The sequence below is a fragment of the Ammonicoccus luteus genome, from assembly GCF_050880385.1.
Taxonomy (GTDB): Bacteria; Actinomycetota; Actinomycetes; order Propionibacteriales; family Propionibacteriaceae; genus Enemella.
This window is the reverse complement of sequence record NZ_JBNZCI010000009.1, coordinates 124,305-139,989: the sequence shown is the minus strand read 5'-3', so window position 1 is coordinate 139,989 and position 15,685 is coordinate 124,305. Positions and strand designations below refer to the sequence as shown.

Below are 15,685 nucleotides of genomic sequence, written 5' to 3'. Positions count from 1 at the left end.
GGTGCGGCCGTGAGATGTCCCAGTGGGCGGGTGCCCATTGCTGTGGGGCACTTCGCACCCTTCGTGTGGGTACATCTCAGGGCGACTCGCCCGGGGTGTGACTGTCGGCGATCGACTCGCCCGGGGTGTGACTGTCGGCGATCGACTCGCCCGGGGTGTGACTGTCGGCGACCGACTCGCCCGGGACGTGACTGCAAGGGACCGAATCGCCCGGAGCGAAGCACTGAGCGAGGGGCACGTCGCATGTCGGGGTTCGTCTCCGGGGGCCCGGAATGGTTTGTGCGGCGTGCGGGGCTCGAACCCGCGACCCAGAGATTATGAGTCTCCTGCTCTGACCGGCTGAGCTAACGCCGCGTGCTGCGCTGGTCGATCTTAGCCGAGCTCGCACCACTCATCGGCATCACTGTTCGTCCCGAGCAGTGTCGGTCTGTCGGTGTTTCTTCGTGCTGAGTGCTCGTCGCCTCGGCGCTTCTTTCCGGGCGAGTCAGTCATGGTGTGTCCCTGAGATGTCCCAGTGAGCGGGTGCCCATCGCGGTGGGGGACTTCGCATCCTGTGTGTGGGTACATCTCAGGGCGGCTCGCCCGGGGCGTGACTGCCGTCGGCCCCCGAACCGGGTGCCCAGGATGTCGATGAGCACGAACCGTTCCGCGCCAGCACGGAGACGCACCATGCCGACGAACCGGCGCTCAGGATGTCGCTGAGCTCCGCTCCTGCGCCCCTAGGAAGGGGTGGACTGCTCGCTCTGTGCGACAGGGCGCTCGTTTTCCCGCAAGGTCAACGGCAGCCACGGCAGTCCGCGGGCCCGGCGAGCATGCAGACCGTAGCCGATCGCCACGGCGAAGAAGACAAGGCCGAGGATCACGGAGCCGGCATCGATGAGCTTCTTGCTGACCGGATAGAGGAACTCGTCCTCGCCGTCCTTGAACTGCATGAAGGGTGCGTACACGACCCACAGCGAGAAGCCCAGACCGACGAACCGAAGGAGATCGGGCAGCTTCTTGTCGGTGATCAGGACCACCGCCAGCGGCACGATCCACACGAAGTGATGGCTCCAGGAAATGGGGGAGGCCAGCAGTGCCGTGATGGCGGCAAGGCCGACGGCGAAGCCCATGTGGCCGAGCCGGTGCCACAGAACGGCCGCGAACACACCGATGACGATGACCAGCATCGCCAGCACCAGCCCGCCGAGCGGGATGCTGTCCGGGTTCTCCTGGGAGAAGCGGATATAGGAGCCGATGATGGATTGGTTCGTGTAGTACTTCATCCCCGTGTTCAACCCCGAGTCACCACCGATGAGGCGGCCCCAATAGTTGATCGACGGCCCGGGCAGGACGATGAATCCGATCACGGTCGCGACGACGAACGACACGAACGTCACGATCGCGGTCTTCACGCGTCCCGACAGGAACAGATAGACGGCGAAGAGCGCCGGGGTCAACTTGATCGCGGCGGCAATGCCGGTGAGCCAGCCCTGTGGGAGCAGCGGTTTACGGTTGCCGAGAACACGTTCTCCGGGCATCAGGTCGAACACGACGAGAGCCATCAGGAACAGGTTCACCTGCCCGAACCCGAGGGTGACCCGCATGGGTTCGACCAGCCAGATGGCGGCGGTGGCGACAAGGCTGAGTCGCCAGCCCTTGAAACCGAGCCGATAGACGATCGCCATCACCATGAGCCCGTTGACGAGCAGCCAGAAGATCTGGGCGCCGATCGTTCCCATGAAGGCGAACGGGATCGCGAGGAGAGCGGCGAACGGGGTATACAGCCACGGCAGCCATGCACCCTCGACGTTGTAGAAGTCCTGGCCCTGCAGCACGAGTTCCGCGGTCCGGATATAGACGTCGAGGTCGATCATCACAGGTCGCCATGGCGTGAACTGGCCGTCGGCGATCTCCGTCGCGCCGGCATAGAGAGCGGCGAACAGCGGGGGAATGGCGTACAGCACCACAAGGGCGACCCGTTTGACCGCACTCATTTCTGGTCCACCCCATCTGTCCAGGCCCGTTTGGGCCTAACTTCCGGCAACTCCTCAGTTGCATCCCGATCGTCTGCTGCGTGCCGCGCTGTCGTGGGCGCCACGGCGTCCGCCGGGCGCCACAGCGTCAGCAGCACGCAAACCACCATCAGCGCCACGACAATATCCGGTCCGGCCGCCAGAACCTTTTGCGCCACGGTGTACTCGTGGATCTCCCGCTGCGCCCACGGCGCGCCCCCCAGGGCGAACTGCGGCTGCAGGATGCACCACAATGCGCCGATCAGCACGGACCACCGCACCAGGACCGGCAACCGGTCGCGTACCCCCGCCACAATCAGCGGCACCACCCAGGTGAGGTGGTGCATCCAGGCGATGGGGTTCGCCACGCACGACACCATGCCGAGAATGGAAATGCCCAGCAAGTCCCGTCCTGCCCGCCGGGACAGCCACGCAGCGACGAGGGCCGCCAGCACGAGCAGCGCAGAGGTTCCCAGCCCGACGATCGTGCCGACCGTGGTGACATCGGTGAAGCGATAGACGGCGGAGAGGACGGAGATGTTGTTGATCCAGCCGTACGCGTCGGGGTTCGCTCCCGAATCCCCACCCGCGAGTCGCAACCAATACCCGGGGCTGAACGCGGGCGACACGATGAGCCCGACGACCACGGTGGCCAGGAACGTGCCCAGCGCCACGAAGCCCTGCCGGAACCGCCGGGTCAGGAAGTAGTGGACGATGAAGACGGCGGGCGTGAGTTTGAGGCCGGTGGCGATTCCGGTGAGTACGCCGGCCGGCACGACCCGACGATCCCCGCCGCGGAACAGCCGCGGCCCGTCGACGGCATCGAGCACCACGAGACCGAGCAGCAACACACCCAGCTGTCCCATGTGGAGGGTGCTCGTGACGGGTCTGACGAACAGGATCGTGACCGTGGCCCCGAAGGACACCACCCAGGGCGCCCCGATGCGCAGGTGCCGCAGCACCGCCACGATGATCGCGACATTGAGCATGGTCCACAGCAACTGGGCCGTCCACCACGGCACGAGCGCCAACGGGATCGCCAGAACGGCGGCGATCGGCGGATAGATATAGGGGAAGGCGTCTTCCAGTTGATAGAAGTCGCGGCCTTCCAGCAGATAAAGAGCGGCCTCGCGATAGACCCAGAGGTCCTCGGTGCGCGGTTCCCACGGCCAGATCGACCCGCCCGGGAGGTTCGCGGTCATCCACAGAGCAGCGATCGTCGGCAGCAGACAGACGGCCAAGAACTGGCCGATGCGGCGGGTCACAGCCACTCCTGGATCGCGCGGCCGACGGCCGACTCGGTGTTCGAGCCGATCCGCACGACACCCGGCAGGTCGAGCAGGCTGGGATGTGCCTCCGCCATGACGAACGGCTGGCCGGCCCAGGCGAGCATCGTCCGGTCGTTCGGCATGTCGCCGAACGCGGCCACGTCCTCGCGGGCAACCCCGAGCTCGGCGGCATAGCGCTCGAGGGTCTCGGCCTTGGTCACCCCGGAGGCCGACAACTCGAGCAGTCCCATGGAACCCCACGAGGAATGCGTGACCGTCAGGGCGGACCCGATGGCCCGACTCACGCGGCGGCTGAGCTCATCGGCCTCGATGTCCTCGTGCTGGATGAGCAGCTTCACGAACGGGTCGCCGACCATGTCCTCCGCCCGGCCGGTGAAGAACTCCGGGCGACGCAGCGCTTCCCCACGATCCAGCCCGAGCCGATAGGTGTCATCGAAACCGAAACGCAAGCCCTGCTCCACGCCGAACGACGCCCCCGGCAATTCCTCACGCACGAGTGCGATCACGTCGCGGGCGGTCTGGGCGTCAATGGTTTCGGCCCACAGCGGCTGGCGCTCGGCCAGATCCCACACCAGGGCGCCGTTGCTGGCGATCACTGTCGGATGGGCCAGGGGCAGATCGGCGATCACACCGAGCCAGCGCGGCGGGCGTCCGGTGACGAACACGACCGGCAGCCCGGCGGCTGCCGCATCGGCGACGGCCCGGGCGTTCTCGGCGCTGACCGTGCCGTCGGGCGACAGGAAGGTCCCGTCCAGGTCGGTCGCGACCAGGCGTGGCGTCCGCACGAGCCTCACAACCTGGACGGCGGGGTCGGGGAACCGCCCTCGGCGCTGGCGGTCGGATCGGGCGTCGGGGTGCCGGCGGTGGGTGTGCCGCTCGGGCCCGGAGTGGGCGAGGGAGTCGCCGTGTCGGGACTCTGCGGGGAGTCGCTGGGCTGGGGGGACTGCTGTTGCTCCGTCTGACCGGACTGCGGCGGCGGGCTGATCGGCGGCGAGTCCTTGAACAGCAGGATCGCGATCAGCACCGCGACGGCGGCCAGCATCAGCATCAGCAGCATCGACGCGAGAATCGACTGCCAGCCCGCACGGTCGTGGCGCCCGGGCCACGGCAGCGGCCAGGTCCGGTTGTGGCCGGGGCCGTCCCGGTCGATCCAGTGCAGCCGGAAATCCGGCCCCGACGGTTGGCCCGAGGGCGGCAGGTCCAGCAGGTCGACATCGGCGAGCATGGCGTCGGCGGCGTCGACGACACGGTTGTCCCCGGCGTACGCCAGCGCCACCCACGGCGCGATCGGGTGCAGGTCATCGGGATCCACGGGCTCGTCCCGGTCGCGAAACCGGCGACCGAGACGCCCTTCGTCCTGCTCCTGGCCGCCGCGGACGAGCACGTCGTCGATGTGCAGCTTGTTGATCAGCCCGGAGAAACGGTCGCGGGCGGCCTTGTCGGCCGCGGCCCCCTCGGCCAGCTGCACCAGGATCACGCGGTGTGCGTCGGTGCCGTCCTCCGTGCCCGAATGGGCCAGCCAGGCGACTCCGGAGGGACGCGTCACAGCGCGCCCGTCCAGCCAGAAGTCACCGATCTTGGCCGGGTCCTCCGGGAGCGTCGGGGTCACGTCCAGCCCGGGCCAGGACGGGCCGGGGGCGGGGCTCGGGCGTGGGGAATCGGACATCGGGTCCATTGTGCCGCATGAGGCCCGGACGACCGTTCTGCTGTTTCGGCCGGCAGGTAGGCTGGCCCGGTCCCGCGACCCCAGGCACCCAGGAGACGGTGAGTTGAGCAGTCCGAGCACGCACACCCAGGTCAGCATCTCGGACGCTGCCCGACTGATCGGGGAAGCGATCAATCAGGTGCAGCGGGTGATCGTCGGCCAGGACCACATGGTGGAGCAGTTGATGGTCGGACTGCTGGCCAAGGGCCACATTCTGCTCGAGGGCGTGCCGGGCGTCGCCAAGACGCTGGCCGTGCGGTCGTTCGCGACCGTCGTCGGCGGCGATTTCGCGCGCATCCAGTTCACTCCTGACCTCGTGCCCTCCGACATCGTCGGCACCCGGATCTATCTGGCGTCCCAGGAACGGTTCGAGGTCGAGCTCGGCCCGGTGTTCGTCAACTTCGTCCTTGCCGACGAGATCAACCGCGCGCCCGCCAAGGTGCAGTCGGCGATGCTGGAGCTGATGGCGGAAAAGCAGGTCTCGATCGCGGGCCGGACCTATGCGGCCCCCAAACCTTTCATTGTGATCGCCACCCAGAACCCGGTCGAGTCAGAGGGCGTCTATCCGCTGCCCGAGGCCCAGCGCGACCGATTCCTGCTCAAGGTGGACGTGCCCTATCCGCGCGGCGACGAGGAGTTCGAGATCCTGCGCCGGATGAGCGTCCGCCCGCCGGAGGCACGCCCGGTGCTCAACCCGGACCTCGTGCGCCAGCTCCAGGACCGAGCCGAGGACGTGCACGTCCATAACCTGGTGGCCGAGTACATCGTGCGGCTCGTCCTCGCCACCCGCACGCCCGCCGAGTTCGGCATGCCCGACCTCGCCTCGGTCATCCAAATCGGTTGTTCGCCCCGCGCGACGCTGGGCCTGGTGGCCGCCGCGCGGGCCCTGGCCCTGATCCACGGCCGGGACTATGTGCTGCCCACCGATGTCCAGGCAGTCGCCCGCGACGTCATGGCCCACCGGCTCGTGCTCGGCTTCGACGCCGTGGCCGACAACATCCAGCCCACCCAGGTCATCGAGCGCATCGTCGCCATGGTCCCGCCGCCCACTCCCGTCTGGAACAACCAGCCGGGATGAGCGGTCCGGATTGGGCGCCTCCCCCCAGCGCCCGGGAGGCCCGGCGTCAGGCGTCCGCCGACGCGACCTCTGCGGCGTACGCCTCCGTGCTCGGCGTCCCCACCCACGCCACCCTGCCCCTCAACAAACTTGCCCCCGAGGCGGCGTTGCGACGGCTGGAGTTGGCGGTGGTACGCAGGCTCGAGGGGTTCCTGCACGGCGACCACATGGGCCTCCTGCCCGGGCCGGGGACGGATACGAACGATGCGCGGGAATACGTGCCCGGGCAGGACGACGTGCGCAAGATGGATTGGGCGGTCACCGCACGCACGACCGTGCCGCATGTCCGGGACACCATGGCCGATCGCGAGCTCGAGGTGTGGGCGCTCCTCGACGTCACCCCGTCGATGAACTGGGGGACCGCCGGCGTCACCAAGCGCGACCTCGGCATCGCGGCCATCGCCACGATCGGGTTCCTGTCGCAGAAGATGGGCGACCGGTTCGGCGGCATGATCATGCGGCCCGACGGCATGACGCGGCTGCCCGCTCGCTCGGGCCGGATGGCGCTCTATGCGCTGCTGCGCCGCATGCTGGAGGCGCCGATCGTGCCCGACCACGCCCGCGGCGATCTCGACCTGCCGGCGGGCATCGAGCAACTGATCCGCACACAGCGTCGTCGCGGCATGCGGGTCGTGGTGTCGGACTTCCTCACCCCGGGCGACCACGAGCTCGACCCGAACGTTCCGCCCCCGTGGGAACGGCCATTGCGGCATCTTGCCGTGCGCAACCAAGTGCTGGCCGTCGAGGTGGTCGACCAATTCGAGCTCGAGTTCCCCGACGTCGGCGAGATCCTGATCCGCGACCCGGAGACGGACTTTGAACGCTATGTGAATACTGGAGACGCCGCCGCCCGCCGGCGGATGGACGCAGCCAGCGCCGCCCAGCGAGAACGGATCCGGATCGCCCTGCGCCGCGCCGGGGTGGGGCACATCCAGCTCCGGACCGACCGGGACTGGGTGGCCGACATCGCCCGCTTCGTGCTGGCCTATCGCCGGGTTGCCAGCATGCTCCACGCGCCGCCACAGGGGGTGAGCCGATGACGTGGCCCGACTGGCTGCCGAACTTCAGCGAACCCGCCCGCCTGTTGTGGCTGCTCGCCATCCCGCTCCTCGTGGGCCTTTACATCTGGGCCAGCCGCAAACGCAATAAGCGGGGCATGCGGTTCACCAACACGGGCATGCTCGGCGCCGTCGTCCGCAAACAGTCCCAGTGGCGGCGGCACCTCACGGTCGCACTGTCGCTGTTGTCGCTGATCGCCCTGACGGGTGCCTGGGCCAAGCCGTTCGCCCAGGTCGACGTGCCGCGGGAGCGCGCGACGATCGTCGTCGTCCTCGACATCTCGCAGTCGATGCAGGCCACCGATGTGCGGCCCGACCGGTTCAGCGTGGCGAAGAGTGAGGCGAGCGAGTTCGTGAAGAGCCTGCCGCCGAAGTTCAACGTCGCATTCGTCACCCTGTCCGGCAACCCGGCCCTCGTGATTCCGCCGACGACGGACCGGGCTGCGGTGATCCGCGGCATCGAGACCAGGGACCTGCAGGACTCGACCGCGATCGGCGAGGCCATCGTGGTCGCACTCCAGGCCCTCAGCCAGGCGCCCAAACCACCCGGCTCGGGTGACGAGCCCGCGCCGGGCGCGATCGTCCTGCTCACCGACGGCCAGAACACGGTCGGCAGGCCCGCCGAGCAGGGGGCCCAGGTGGCCGCGGAGGAGAAGGTGCCGGTGTTCACGATCGGTTATGGCACCGAGAACGGCTTCGTCGACCTCGACGGCAAACGCGAACCGGTGCCGGTCAATCACGCGCAACTCGAGCGCGTGGCCCGCGAGACCGGCGGTGAGCACTTCCGGGCGGCGAGTCCGGAGCAGTTGAAGAAGGTGTACGCGAACATCGGCTCCTCGGTCGGTGTCGAGAAGGCCGAACGCGAGACGACTGCGGCATGGGCCGGCTGGGGCCTGGGCTTCGGGGCGCTCGCCGCCCTGTGCGCGATCTCGCTGGCGGCGAGGTGGCCCGCATGACAGGCCTGCTGTCGTTGCTGCCCCTGGCGCTCGAGGCGCCCGACTTCGAGCACCCCGGCCGTCTCTGGGCGCTGTTGCTGATCCCGGCGTTCGGGCTGGTCTATCTGGGTCTGTTGACGCTGCGGCGGGGTGGGGGGCGTACGCATCGCCTGCCCATCAACACCGACCGCACCTGGGTCCGGCACACCGCGGTCGTGCTCGCGCTGGCCAGCATGGTGCTGCTCACCGTCGCCTGGGCGACCCCGCGCCAGACGATCGAGGTGCCGCGCGAGCGGGCCACGGTCGTGATCGTCATGGACGTCTCGCTGTCCATGGAGGCCGCCGACGTGCCACCGACCCGGCTCGAGGCAGCCAAGGAGTCCGCGAAGGAGTTCGCGAACTCGCTGCCGCCGGGGTTCAACGTGTCGCTCGTCGAGTTCGCCGGCACGGCGTCGATCGCGGTCCCGCCCACGACCGACCGCGGGGTCGTCAACGCGGCCATCGACAACCTGCGCCTGCGCGAGTCGACCGCGATCGGCGAGGGCATCTATGCCGCCCTCGACGCGCTGCTGATGGTCCCGCCCGATCCGCTCGACCCCGAGGCGACACCGCCCGCCACGATCGTCGTGCTCAGTGACGGTGAGTCCCAGCGGGGTCGGAGTCCGTACACGGCGGCGGCCACCGCCAACGAGGCCGGCGTGCCCGTGAACACGATCGCATTCGGCACCGATCGCGGCTACATCATCGACCGCCGCACCGGTCGCCGAGAGTGGGTGCGGGTCAATCGGGAACAGCTCGCCGAGATCGCCCGGGAGGGCGGCGGCCAGGGGTTCTATGCGCCGTCGGCGGAGCGGTTGCGGGAGGTGTACGCGGAGATCCGGCGCAGCGCCGGCACCGAGAAGGTCTTCCAGGAGGCCACCTCGCGCTATGTCGGCGTAGGGCTGGTCTTCGGCCTTCTCGCCGCGGTTGGCATCGTCTCGCTGGGGGCACGGTGGCCGTAGGGTGGCCCCATGAGCGGCTCCGTTGATCTCCTTGCCAATCTGACCTCGGTGCGTGAACGCATCGCTGCCGCCTGCGTGGCCGCCGGCCGGCGACCGGAGGAGGTCCGGTTGTTGCCGGTGTCGAAGACGCACGGGGTCGATCAGATTCTCGCCGTGCATGCAGCGGGGGAGCGCACCTTCGGGGAGAACCGCGTCCAGGAGGCGGAAGCAAAAGCCGAGGACCTCGCGGACACCGACATCCGCTGGGCCGTCATCGGTCACCTGCAGACCAACAAGGCGAAGAATCTCGCCCGATTCGCCCATGAGTTCCACGCCCTCGATTCTTTGCGGGTCGCGAAGGAACTCGACAAGCGCCTGCAGAACGAGGGCCGCTCGCTCGACGTCCTCATTCAGGTCAACTCCTCGGCAGAGCCCCAGAAGTTCGGGCTGCCGCCGGAAGAGGTCGAGGGGTTCGCCGAGCAGCTGGGGCCGTTCAGTTCTCTCAAAGTGACCGGTCTGATGACGCTCGCGGTGTTCTCCCGCGACCCGGCCGAGGTCGAGCCGTGCTTCGTGCGGATGACAGAGCTGCAACGCCGACTGCTCGACAACGACCGGGCGGCGGGCTCCTATCAGGAGTTGTCCATGGGCATGAGCGGCGACTTCGAGCTCGCGATCGCGCACGGCGCGACCTGTGTCCGCGTGGGCGAGGCGATCTTCGGTGACCGCCTCGACCCGAATGCGTACTGGGATTCACGCGCCGTCAGGGAATGAGTCGTCCTCAGGCCTGTCGGCGCTTCTGAAGCTCAGCAACGAGCTCCAGCGGCGAGGGGCCGCCGGACTTGCCAACCTGTTCGATGATGGCATTCGCGGCGGCAGGATTGGATTCAAGGAGCCCATCGAGCACGTCCATGACGCTCGGCAGCGTGCGGTCCACCGCCAGCCCCTTCGGCCCAAGACTCGGCAGGGGAATGGGGATGCGCTTTCGCTCCACCTCATCCACGACCTGTCGGCACCGCCGCAGCCCGGCCTCATAGGCGGCGTCCCACTCGATCGTCGTGACCTCCCACGCCAGGCTCGTCGCGACGGTTCGATCCGGATAGACGTTCTTGACCACTTCCGGAGAGGTCTCCGCCACGGTCACTTCGAGCGGCACCGAGAAGCGCCCGATGCTGAGCAGGTCGTCTTCGCGGAGCAGGAGTTCCAGGCGGGGACCGACCGCCAAGAAGGTGAACACCAGGTCGCGCTGCACCGAACCCCAAGGGCCTGACGGATTCGGGACCGACACGGATGCGGAGACCGTCACTCGCCCGGAAAGGCTGGTTGCCAAGGTGTGCCCGGCCAGGCGCCACTCGTAGTGCGGGCGTTCATAGCCGAAGGAGGTCGCTTCGATCAGGAAGGACTCCCGCGTCGACACATAGCGGAACGAGTGGTCATCGAGAGAAGCGAACAGGCAGGGCCGCACCAGGGTCGTCTGCCACGCGGAATGGTCCGTGGCCCGCGGAACGGTCGAGATCGCGAGGTCCACCCCGAAGTTCCGCCAGTAGTCCGGACCACCGACGCGGATTCTGGCCCAGGCATCTCCGGCGCCGACCTCGAGCAGGCGCACGGTGAAGTCGCCCCCCTTGCCGCTCGAGAAGACATGCAGATCACGGTCGCCCCGGTCGTCGTCCAGGGTCAGCGCGCCAACAAAGTCGAACCGCCAGATCCGCGGGTCGAACGCGTGGACGACAACGGCGGAGCGCACGCCACCGTCATAGCCGGTCGCACGTCGCAGCTCGAGAACATAACGCCAATCCGGAGTTGTCAACGACAGCGCCGCGGGCAATGCTTGCTGCGGCCAACTGTCGATCGCGCGATCGAGCGCGTGCAGCGTGACCGTGGTCGTCTCGGTGTCGGACAGGGGAGCTCGTTCCACGAGGACACCGGGAAGTTGGGCCGCATAGCCGCTCATGCTGAGTTGCGCGGCGCTCAGCAGCGGTCCGACATGGCGCAGCGGGTCTGTCCCGCCGGCCGGAGCCGTGTGACCGGCCGGCACGCCGGCGACGACCCCACGCCACCACGCCGAGTCATGGCCTCCCATGATGTCGAAGGGCGAGTCGTATTCCCCGCCGCGGCCGAAGGGGTGGCCGAACCCGAGGGCATGTCCGAGTTCATGGCACAGGTCGTCGAACCAGTTGAACGCACTGCAGGTGAACACGCCGCAGGTGCCGTGCCCGTGATCCTGGGCGCTGGATCCCCACAGGTCGAACGGGCTGGCGCACCAGAGCATCAGCACCGCATAGTCGTCCCAGGTCGGGTGATAGGCATCGTCGACCGCCTGGACGATTGCCTTGGTGCGTCTGCTCCGACCCTCGTGATCGGCCTTGAGTTCCTCCTCCGTCATGCCGGGTCGGGGGTCGACAATGGTGACAGGCTCGAAGAGCTTGTAGGTGAGGTCGGCGAGCCCGAACGTGCTTCGATGCCAGAAATGCGCAAGGCTGAATTCCTGACTCGGGTTCATGAATGCTGCCCAGTCGGTGGACGTCCACACCGGCGCCTGGGCGTCAGTGCTCAACCGGAACGGAATGATGCCGATCATTGGTGGTCCTTGTCCCGGGGTGCGATCCCGCACTCCGTGGGGCGAAACAGGCCATCTGTTCCCCTTATGAGAATATTTCACTCCTTGGCGGTGTCAATAAGGCAGCTGGCGGTACGGGGTCGCGGCCGACTGGCATTGCTGTGACTGGTGATGCACAATGGACAGGAGTCGAGTCCGCTCATGTCGAGGATGTCGGGGAAGGCAACCCTCGAGCCTGGGAGGACCGATGAGCACGACCCGTGGCGTTTTGTACGTCCACTCCGCGCCGTCTGCGCTGTGCCCTCACATCGAGTGGGCCGTGGGCGGCGTTCTTGGCGCGCCCACCAAGATGACGTGGACCGCGCAGGCGGTTGAGCGCAACAGCTATCGCACCGAGCTCTCGTGGACCGGTGCGCCGGGCACGGGCGCCAAGCTGGCGTCCGCTCTCAAGGGCTGGCAGCGCATCCGCTTCGAGGTGACCGAGGAGCCCACGGCGGCGACCGAGGGCACCCGGTGGTCGTATACCCCGCGGCTGGGGATCTTCCATGCCACCACCGGCATCCACGGCGACATCCTCGTCCCCGAGGAGCGGCTCAAGTCGGCGATCGCGAACGACGCGCTGGGGCGTACTCCTTTGAGCGAAGCGCTCGCCGACCTGCTCGGCACGCCCTGGGACGACGAGTTGGAGACGTTCCGGTACGCCGGCGAGGGTGCCCCCGTGCGCTGGTTGCACCACGTCGTGTGACCTGATCGCGCGACACCGGCTCAGAGCACGATGGGCAAGCCGGACGAGATCAGCGCTCGCGAGGCTCCTCCGACTCCGGCCGGTCCCGCCTGCTGCCCCACTGCGGAGCTGATCACTCCCGAGAACTGATCGTCAGAGCGGGATGTTCGTGTGGTTCCCGCGATCCCCGCGATCGTTGCGGGCGATGGCCTTCGCGAGGGTCGACCGGGTCTCGGCGGGGGAGACGATCTGGTCCACCACGCCGATCTCGACGGCCTTCTCGACGCCGCCGGCGATGCGCTCGTGCTCGGCGGCCAGCTCGGCCTCGACCTGGGGACGCAGGTCCTCCGGGGTCGCCGCGAGCTTGCGGCGGTGCAGGATGCGGATCGCCGCGACCGGGCCCATCACCGCGACCTCGGCACCGGGCCAGGCGAACACCTGCGTCGCGCCGAGCGACTTGCCGTTCATCGCGATGTACGCCCCGCCGTACGCCTTCCGCGTCACCAGCGTCACCCGTGGCACGACGGCCTCGCCGAAGGCGTGGAGGAGCTTGGCGCCGCGGCGTACCACCCCGTCCCACTCCTGGCCCACCCCCGGCAGATAGCCGGGCACGTCCACGAGCACGACCAACGGGATGCCGAACGCGTCGCACATCCGCACGAACCGGGCCGCCTTCTCCGCCGACAGCGAGTCGAGGCAGCCGCCCAGGCGCAGCGGGTTGTTGGCGATGACGCCGACCGTGCGGCCCGCGAGCTTGCCGAGCGCGATCGTGACGTTGGGGGCCCAGCGGGAGTGGAGCTCGATGACGGAGTCGTCGTCGAGTAGGCCCTCGATGAGCGGGTGGACGTCGTAGGCGCGTTTGGGGGAGGCGGGGAGGTACGCCGCCAAGTCCTCGTCCTCGACGGTGTCCGCCACCACGCCCTGGTCGGCGAGGAGCCCGACGAGTTGCCGCCCCTGGGCCAGGGCCTGGGCCTCGTCGTCGGCGACCACGTGCACGACGCCGGAGCGGCGCGAGTGCGTGTCGGGCCCACCGAGGCGGAGCATGTCGACGTCCTCACCGGTGACCGAGCGGACGACGTCCGGCCCGGTCACGAAGATGCGGCCCTCCGGCGCGAGGATGACGATGTCGGTGAGCGCTGGACCGTAGGCCGCGCCCCCGGCCGCCGCGCCCAGCACGATCGAGATCTGCGGGATCTTGCCCGAGGCACGCGTCATGGCGTGGAAAATCTGACCGACGGCGTCCAGGGACAGCACACCTTCGGCCAGGCGAGCGCCGCCGGAGTGCCAGATGCCGAGGATCGGCACCCGGTCGGTCATGGCCCGCTCATAGGCCTTGACGACCGCGGCGCAGCCGTCGACGCCCATGGCGCCACCCATGATGGTGGCGTCCGAGCAGAACGCCACCACTCGGCAGCCCTGGATCGTCCCGATCGCAGCCAGCATCCCGGAGCCATCGTCCGGAGTGATCAACTGCATCGAACCCTCGTCGAGCAGGGCCGCGAGCCGATGGTTCGGGTTGCGGGGATCCTGGTCGCGAGGCAACTTGATCTTCTTCGCCGGCGCGGGAGGCGCGGACGCCTCGGCGGCGGGGGCGGGAACCACCGGGGCGGGCTGGGTGGCGGTCAATCGGATCAGGCCTCCGTGACGTTCGCGTTCGTGAAGGCGATGGCCACGTTGGGGCCACCGAAACCGAACGAGTTGTTGAGTGCCGCCAGATCTCCCGCACCGAGCTCGCGGGCCGTGTTGGCCGCGATGTCGATGCCCAGGTCCGGCTCGGGGTTCTCGAGGTTGATGGTCGGCGGGACGATGCGGTGACGGAGCGCCAGCACGGTGGCGAGGGACTCCAACGCGCCTGCGGCCCCGAGCAGATGGCCGGTCATCGACTTGGTGCCGGTGACGATCGCACGGTTGTCATCGCCGAGCGCGGCGCGGATGGAGCCGGCCTCGGTGATGTCGCCCTGCGGAGTCGAGGTCGCATGAGCGTTGACGTGGTCGATGTCGCTGGGGCTGAGGTTGCTGTCGGCCAGCGCCTTTCGCATGGCGGACGCCTGACCCGAGCCGGTCGGATCGGGCTGGACGATGTCATGCGAGTCGGCGGAGACGCCCGCACCGGCGAGGGTGCCATAGATCTTCGCGCCGCGAGCCTGAGCGTGTTCGAGGGTTTCCAGGACAAGGACGACCGCGCCCTCGCCGAGAACGAAGCCGTCACGGTCGACATCCCACGGGCGCGAGGCGCGCTCGGGTTCGTCGTTGCGACGCGACAGGGCCTGCATCTGGCCGAAGGCCGCGATCGGGAGGGGATGGACGACACCCTCGGTGCCGCCGACGACACACACGTCGGCACGGCCGTGACGCACGATGTCGAGGCCTTGCGCGATCGCCTCGTTGGACGAGGCACACGCGGACACCGGTGTGTGGACGCCGGCCTTGGCGCCGATGCGCAAACCGACCTGGGACGCCGGAGCGTTGGCCATGAGCATGGGGATGGTGTACGGAGACACCCGGCGCACTCCGCGCTCCTTCAGGGTGTCCCAGTTTTCGAGGATGGTGTGCAAGCCGCCGATGCCGGTGCCGATGGACACCGCCAGCTTTTCTCGGTCGAGGTCGTTCTCCTCGCCGAACTTGAAGCCGGCGTCGGCCCACGCCTCGAGAGCGGCGGCAACGGCGAGTTGGCTGGAACGGTCCATGCGGCGGGCCTCGACCCGCGGAATGACGGTGTCGGGTTGGACCACGACGCGTGCCGCGAACTTGGTCGGCAGCTCAGCCGCCCAGTCCTCGGTGATCGAGTGAACGCCGGAGCGCCCGGCCAGCAGACCCTCCCAGGTGCTGGCGACGTCCCCGCCCAGGGGTGTGGTGGCGCCCAGGCCGGTGATGACAACGGTGCGGCTCATGTCCTGCTCTCGTGTTGGGTGCGGGTGAAGTGCGGAGTGGAGGGAGTGCGGGCTGACCGAGAACGCGGTTCAGCGAAGCCCCCGGACCCCGGCGGGAATCCCCGATGCCCCTGTCGGGCAGGGATCCCGCCGGGAGCGGGTCCGGTGCCGGCGCTCGGCCGGCGTACTCGGAATCAGGCCTGGGAACGCTCGATGTAGGCGACAGCGTCACCGACGGTCTTGAGGTTCTTGGCCTCCTCGTCGGGGATGGAAACGCCGAACTTGTCCTCGGCGGCGTAGATGATCTCGCTCATGGCCAGCGAGTCGGCGTCGAGGTCGTCGATGAAGGACTTGTCCAGCTGGACGTCCTCGACCGGCACGTTGCAGACCTCGTGGACGATCTCGGCGAGTTCGGCGCGGATTTCTTCAGTGGTAGCCATTGGTTTCTCCTTCGTT

The 15,685-nt window shown here is 68.5% G+C and carries 13 protein-coding genes, 1 tRNA gene and 1 pseudogene; 6 read left to right on the top strand and 9 right to left on the bottom strand.

What is annotated here, in order from left to right; genetic code table 11:
- Positions 1–280: 280 nt before the first annotated feature.
- From ACQ260_RS16515 to ACQ260_RS16495, 5 genes are all read right to left on the bottom strand, one after another.
- Positions 281–354, bottom strand: a tRNA-Ile gene (locus ACQ260_RS16515).
- Between the two features lie 365 nt (positions 355–719).
- Positions 720–1,976, bottom strand: coding sequence for a glycosyltransferase family 87 protein (locus ACQ260_RS16510; RefSeq protein ID WP_432560558.1), 1,257 nt, complete (start codon positions 1,974–1,976; stop codon positions 720–722).
- The gene (locus tag ACQ260_RS16505) at positions 1,973–3,259 is read right to left on the bottom strand and encodes a glycosyltransferase family 87 protein (protein ID WP_432560557.1); all 1,287 of its coding nucleotides are present in this window, start codon (positions 3,257–3,259) and stop codon (positions 1,973–1,975) included. The genes ACQ260_RS16510 and ACQ260_RS16505 overlap by 4 nt, the downstream gene beginning before the upstream one ends.
- Entirely contained in the window at positions 3,256–4,068 is an 813-nt protein-coding gene (locus ACQ260_RS16500) for an HAD family hydrolase (protein WP_432560556.1), read from the bottom strand. The genes ACQ260_RS16505 and ACQ260_RS16500 overlap by 4 nt, the downstream gene beginning before the upstream one ends.
- A gap of 5 nt (positions 4,069–4,073) precedes the next feature.
- Positions 4,074–4,949 carry a hypothetical protein gene (locus ACQ260_RS16495; RefSeq protein WP_432560555.1) on the bottom strand — a complete coding sequence of 292 codons (876 nt, stop codon included), beginning with the start codon at positions 4,947–4,949 and terminating at the stop codon, positions 4,074–4,076.
- Positions 4,950–5,088: 139 nt separating this feature from the next.
- Here ACQ260_RS16495 and ACQ260_RS16490 point away from each other — a divergent pair.
- The 5 genes and pseudogenes from ACQ260_RS16490 to ACQ260_RS16470 all read left to right on the top strand — a co-directional run.
- Positions 5,089–6,066: pseudogene (locus ACQ260_RS16490) on the top strand (AAA family ATPase); the annotation flags it as partial.
- The gene (locus tag ACQ260_RS16485; protein ID WP_432560554.1) at positions 6,063–7,145 is read left to right on the top strand and encodes a DUF58 domain-containing protein; all 1,083 of its coding nucleotides are present in this window, start codon (positions 6,063–6,065) and stop codon (positions 7,143–7,145) included. The pseudogene ACQ260_RS16490 and the gene ACQ260_RS16485, both read left to right, overlap by 4 nt.
- Positions 7,142–8,119: a VWA domain-containing protein gene (locus tag ACQ260_RS16480; protein ID WP_432560553.1), complete on the top strand. Its 978-nt coding sequence runs from the start codon at positions 7,142–7,144 to the stop codon at positions 8,117–8,119. Before ACQ260_RS16485 ends, ACQ260_RS16480 begins: the two co-directional genes overlap by 4 nt.
- Positions 8,116–9,099 (top strand): VWA domain-containing protein, encoded by a 984-nt coding sequence (locus ACQ260_RS16475; RefSeq protein ID WP_432560552.1) that lies wholly within the window; start codon positions 8,116–8,118, stop codon positions 9,097–9,099. Before ACQ260_RS16480 ends, ACQ260_RS16475 begins: the two co-directional genes overlap by 4 nt.
- A 9-nt stretch (positions 9,100–9,108) precedes the next feature.
- A complete protein-coding gene (locus tag ACQ260_RS16470) occupies positions 9,109–9,849 on the top strand; it encodes a YggS family pyridoxal phosphate-dependent enzyme (protein WP_432560551.1) in 741 nt (246 codons plus the stop codon).
- 7 nt (positions 9,850–9,856) lie between these two features.
- On the opposite strand, the gene ACQ260_RS16465 is transcribed toward ACQ260_RS16470, so the two are convergent.
- Positions 9,857–11,656, bottom strand: coding sequence for a hypothetical protein (locus tag ACQ260_RS16465; RefSeq protein ID WP_432560550.1), 1,800 nt, complete (start codon positions 11,654–11,656; stop codon positions 9,857–9,859).
- Between the two features lie 226 nt (positions 11,657–11,882).
- Between ACQ260_RS16465 and ACQ260_RS16460 the strand changes: the two genes are divergently transcribed.
- On the top strand, positions 11,883–12,380 hold the full coding sequence (locus tag ACQ260_RS16460) for a DUF3145 domain-containing protein (RefSeq protein ID WP_432560549.1): 498 nt from the start codon (positions 11,883–11,885) through the stop codon (positions 12,378–12,380).
- 132 nt (positions 12,381–12,512) lie between these two features.
- On the opposite strand, the gene ACQ260_RS16455 is transcribed toward ACQ260_RS16460, so the two are convergent.
- The 3 genes from ACQ260_RS16455 to ACQ260_RS16445 all read right to left on the bottom strand — a co-directional run bounded on the left by ACQ260_RS16455 (position 12,513) and on the right by ACQ260_RS16445 (position 15,669).
- Positions 12,513–13,985 carry an acyl-CoA carboxylase subunit beta gene (locus ACQ260_RS16455; RefSeq protein ID WP_432560548.1) on the bottom strand — a complete coding sequence of 491 codons (1,473 nt, stop codon included), beginning with the start codon at positions 13,983–13,985 and terminating at the stop codon, positions 12,513–12,515.
- Between the two features lie 5 nt (positions 13,986–13,990).
- Positions 13,991–15,250, bottom strand: a complete 1,260-nt coding sequence (fabF, locus tag ACQ260_RS16450; RefSeq protein WP_432560547.1) for a beta-ketoacyl-ACP synthase II — start codon at positions 15,248–15,250, stop codon at positions 13,991–13,993.
- 173 nt (positions 15,251–15,423) lie between these two features.
- Positions 15,424–15,669, bottom strand: coding sequence for an acyl carrier protein (locus tag ACQ260_RS16445; RefSeq protein WP_432560546.1), 246 nt, complete (start codon positions 15,667–15,669; stop codon positions 15,424–15,426).
- Positions 15,670–15,685 lie beyond the last annotated feature (16 nt).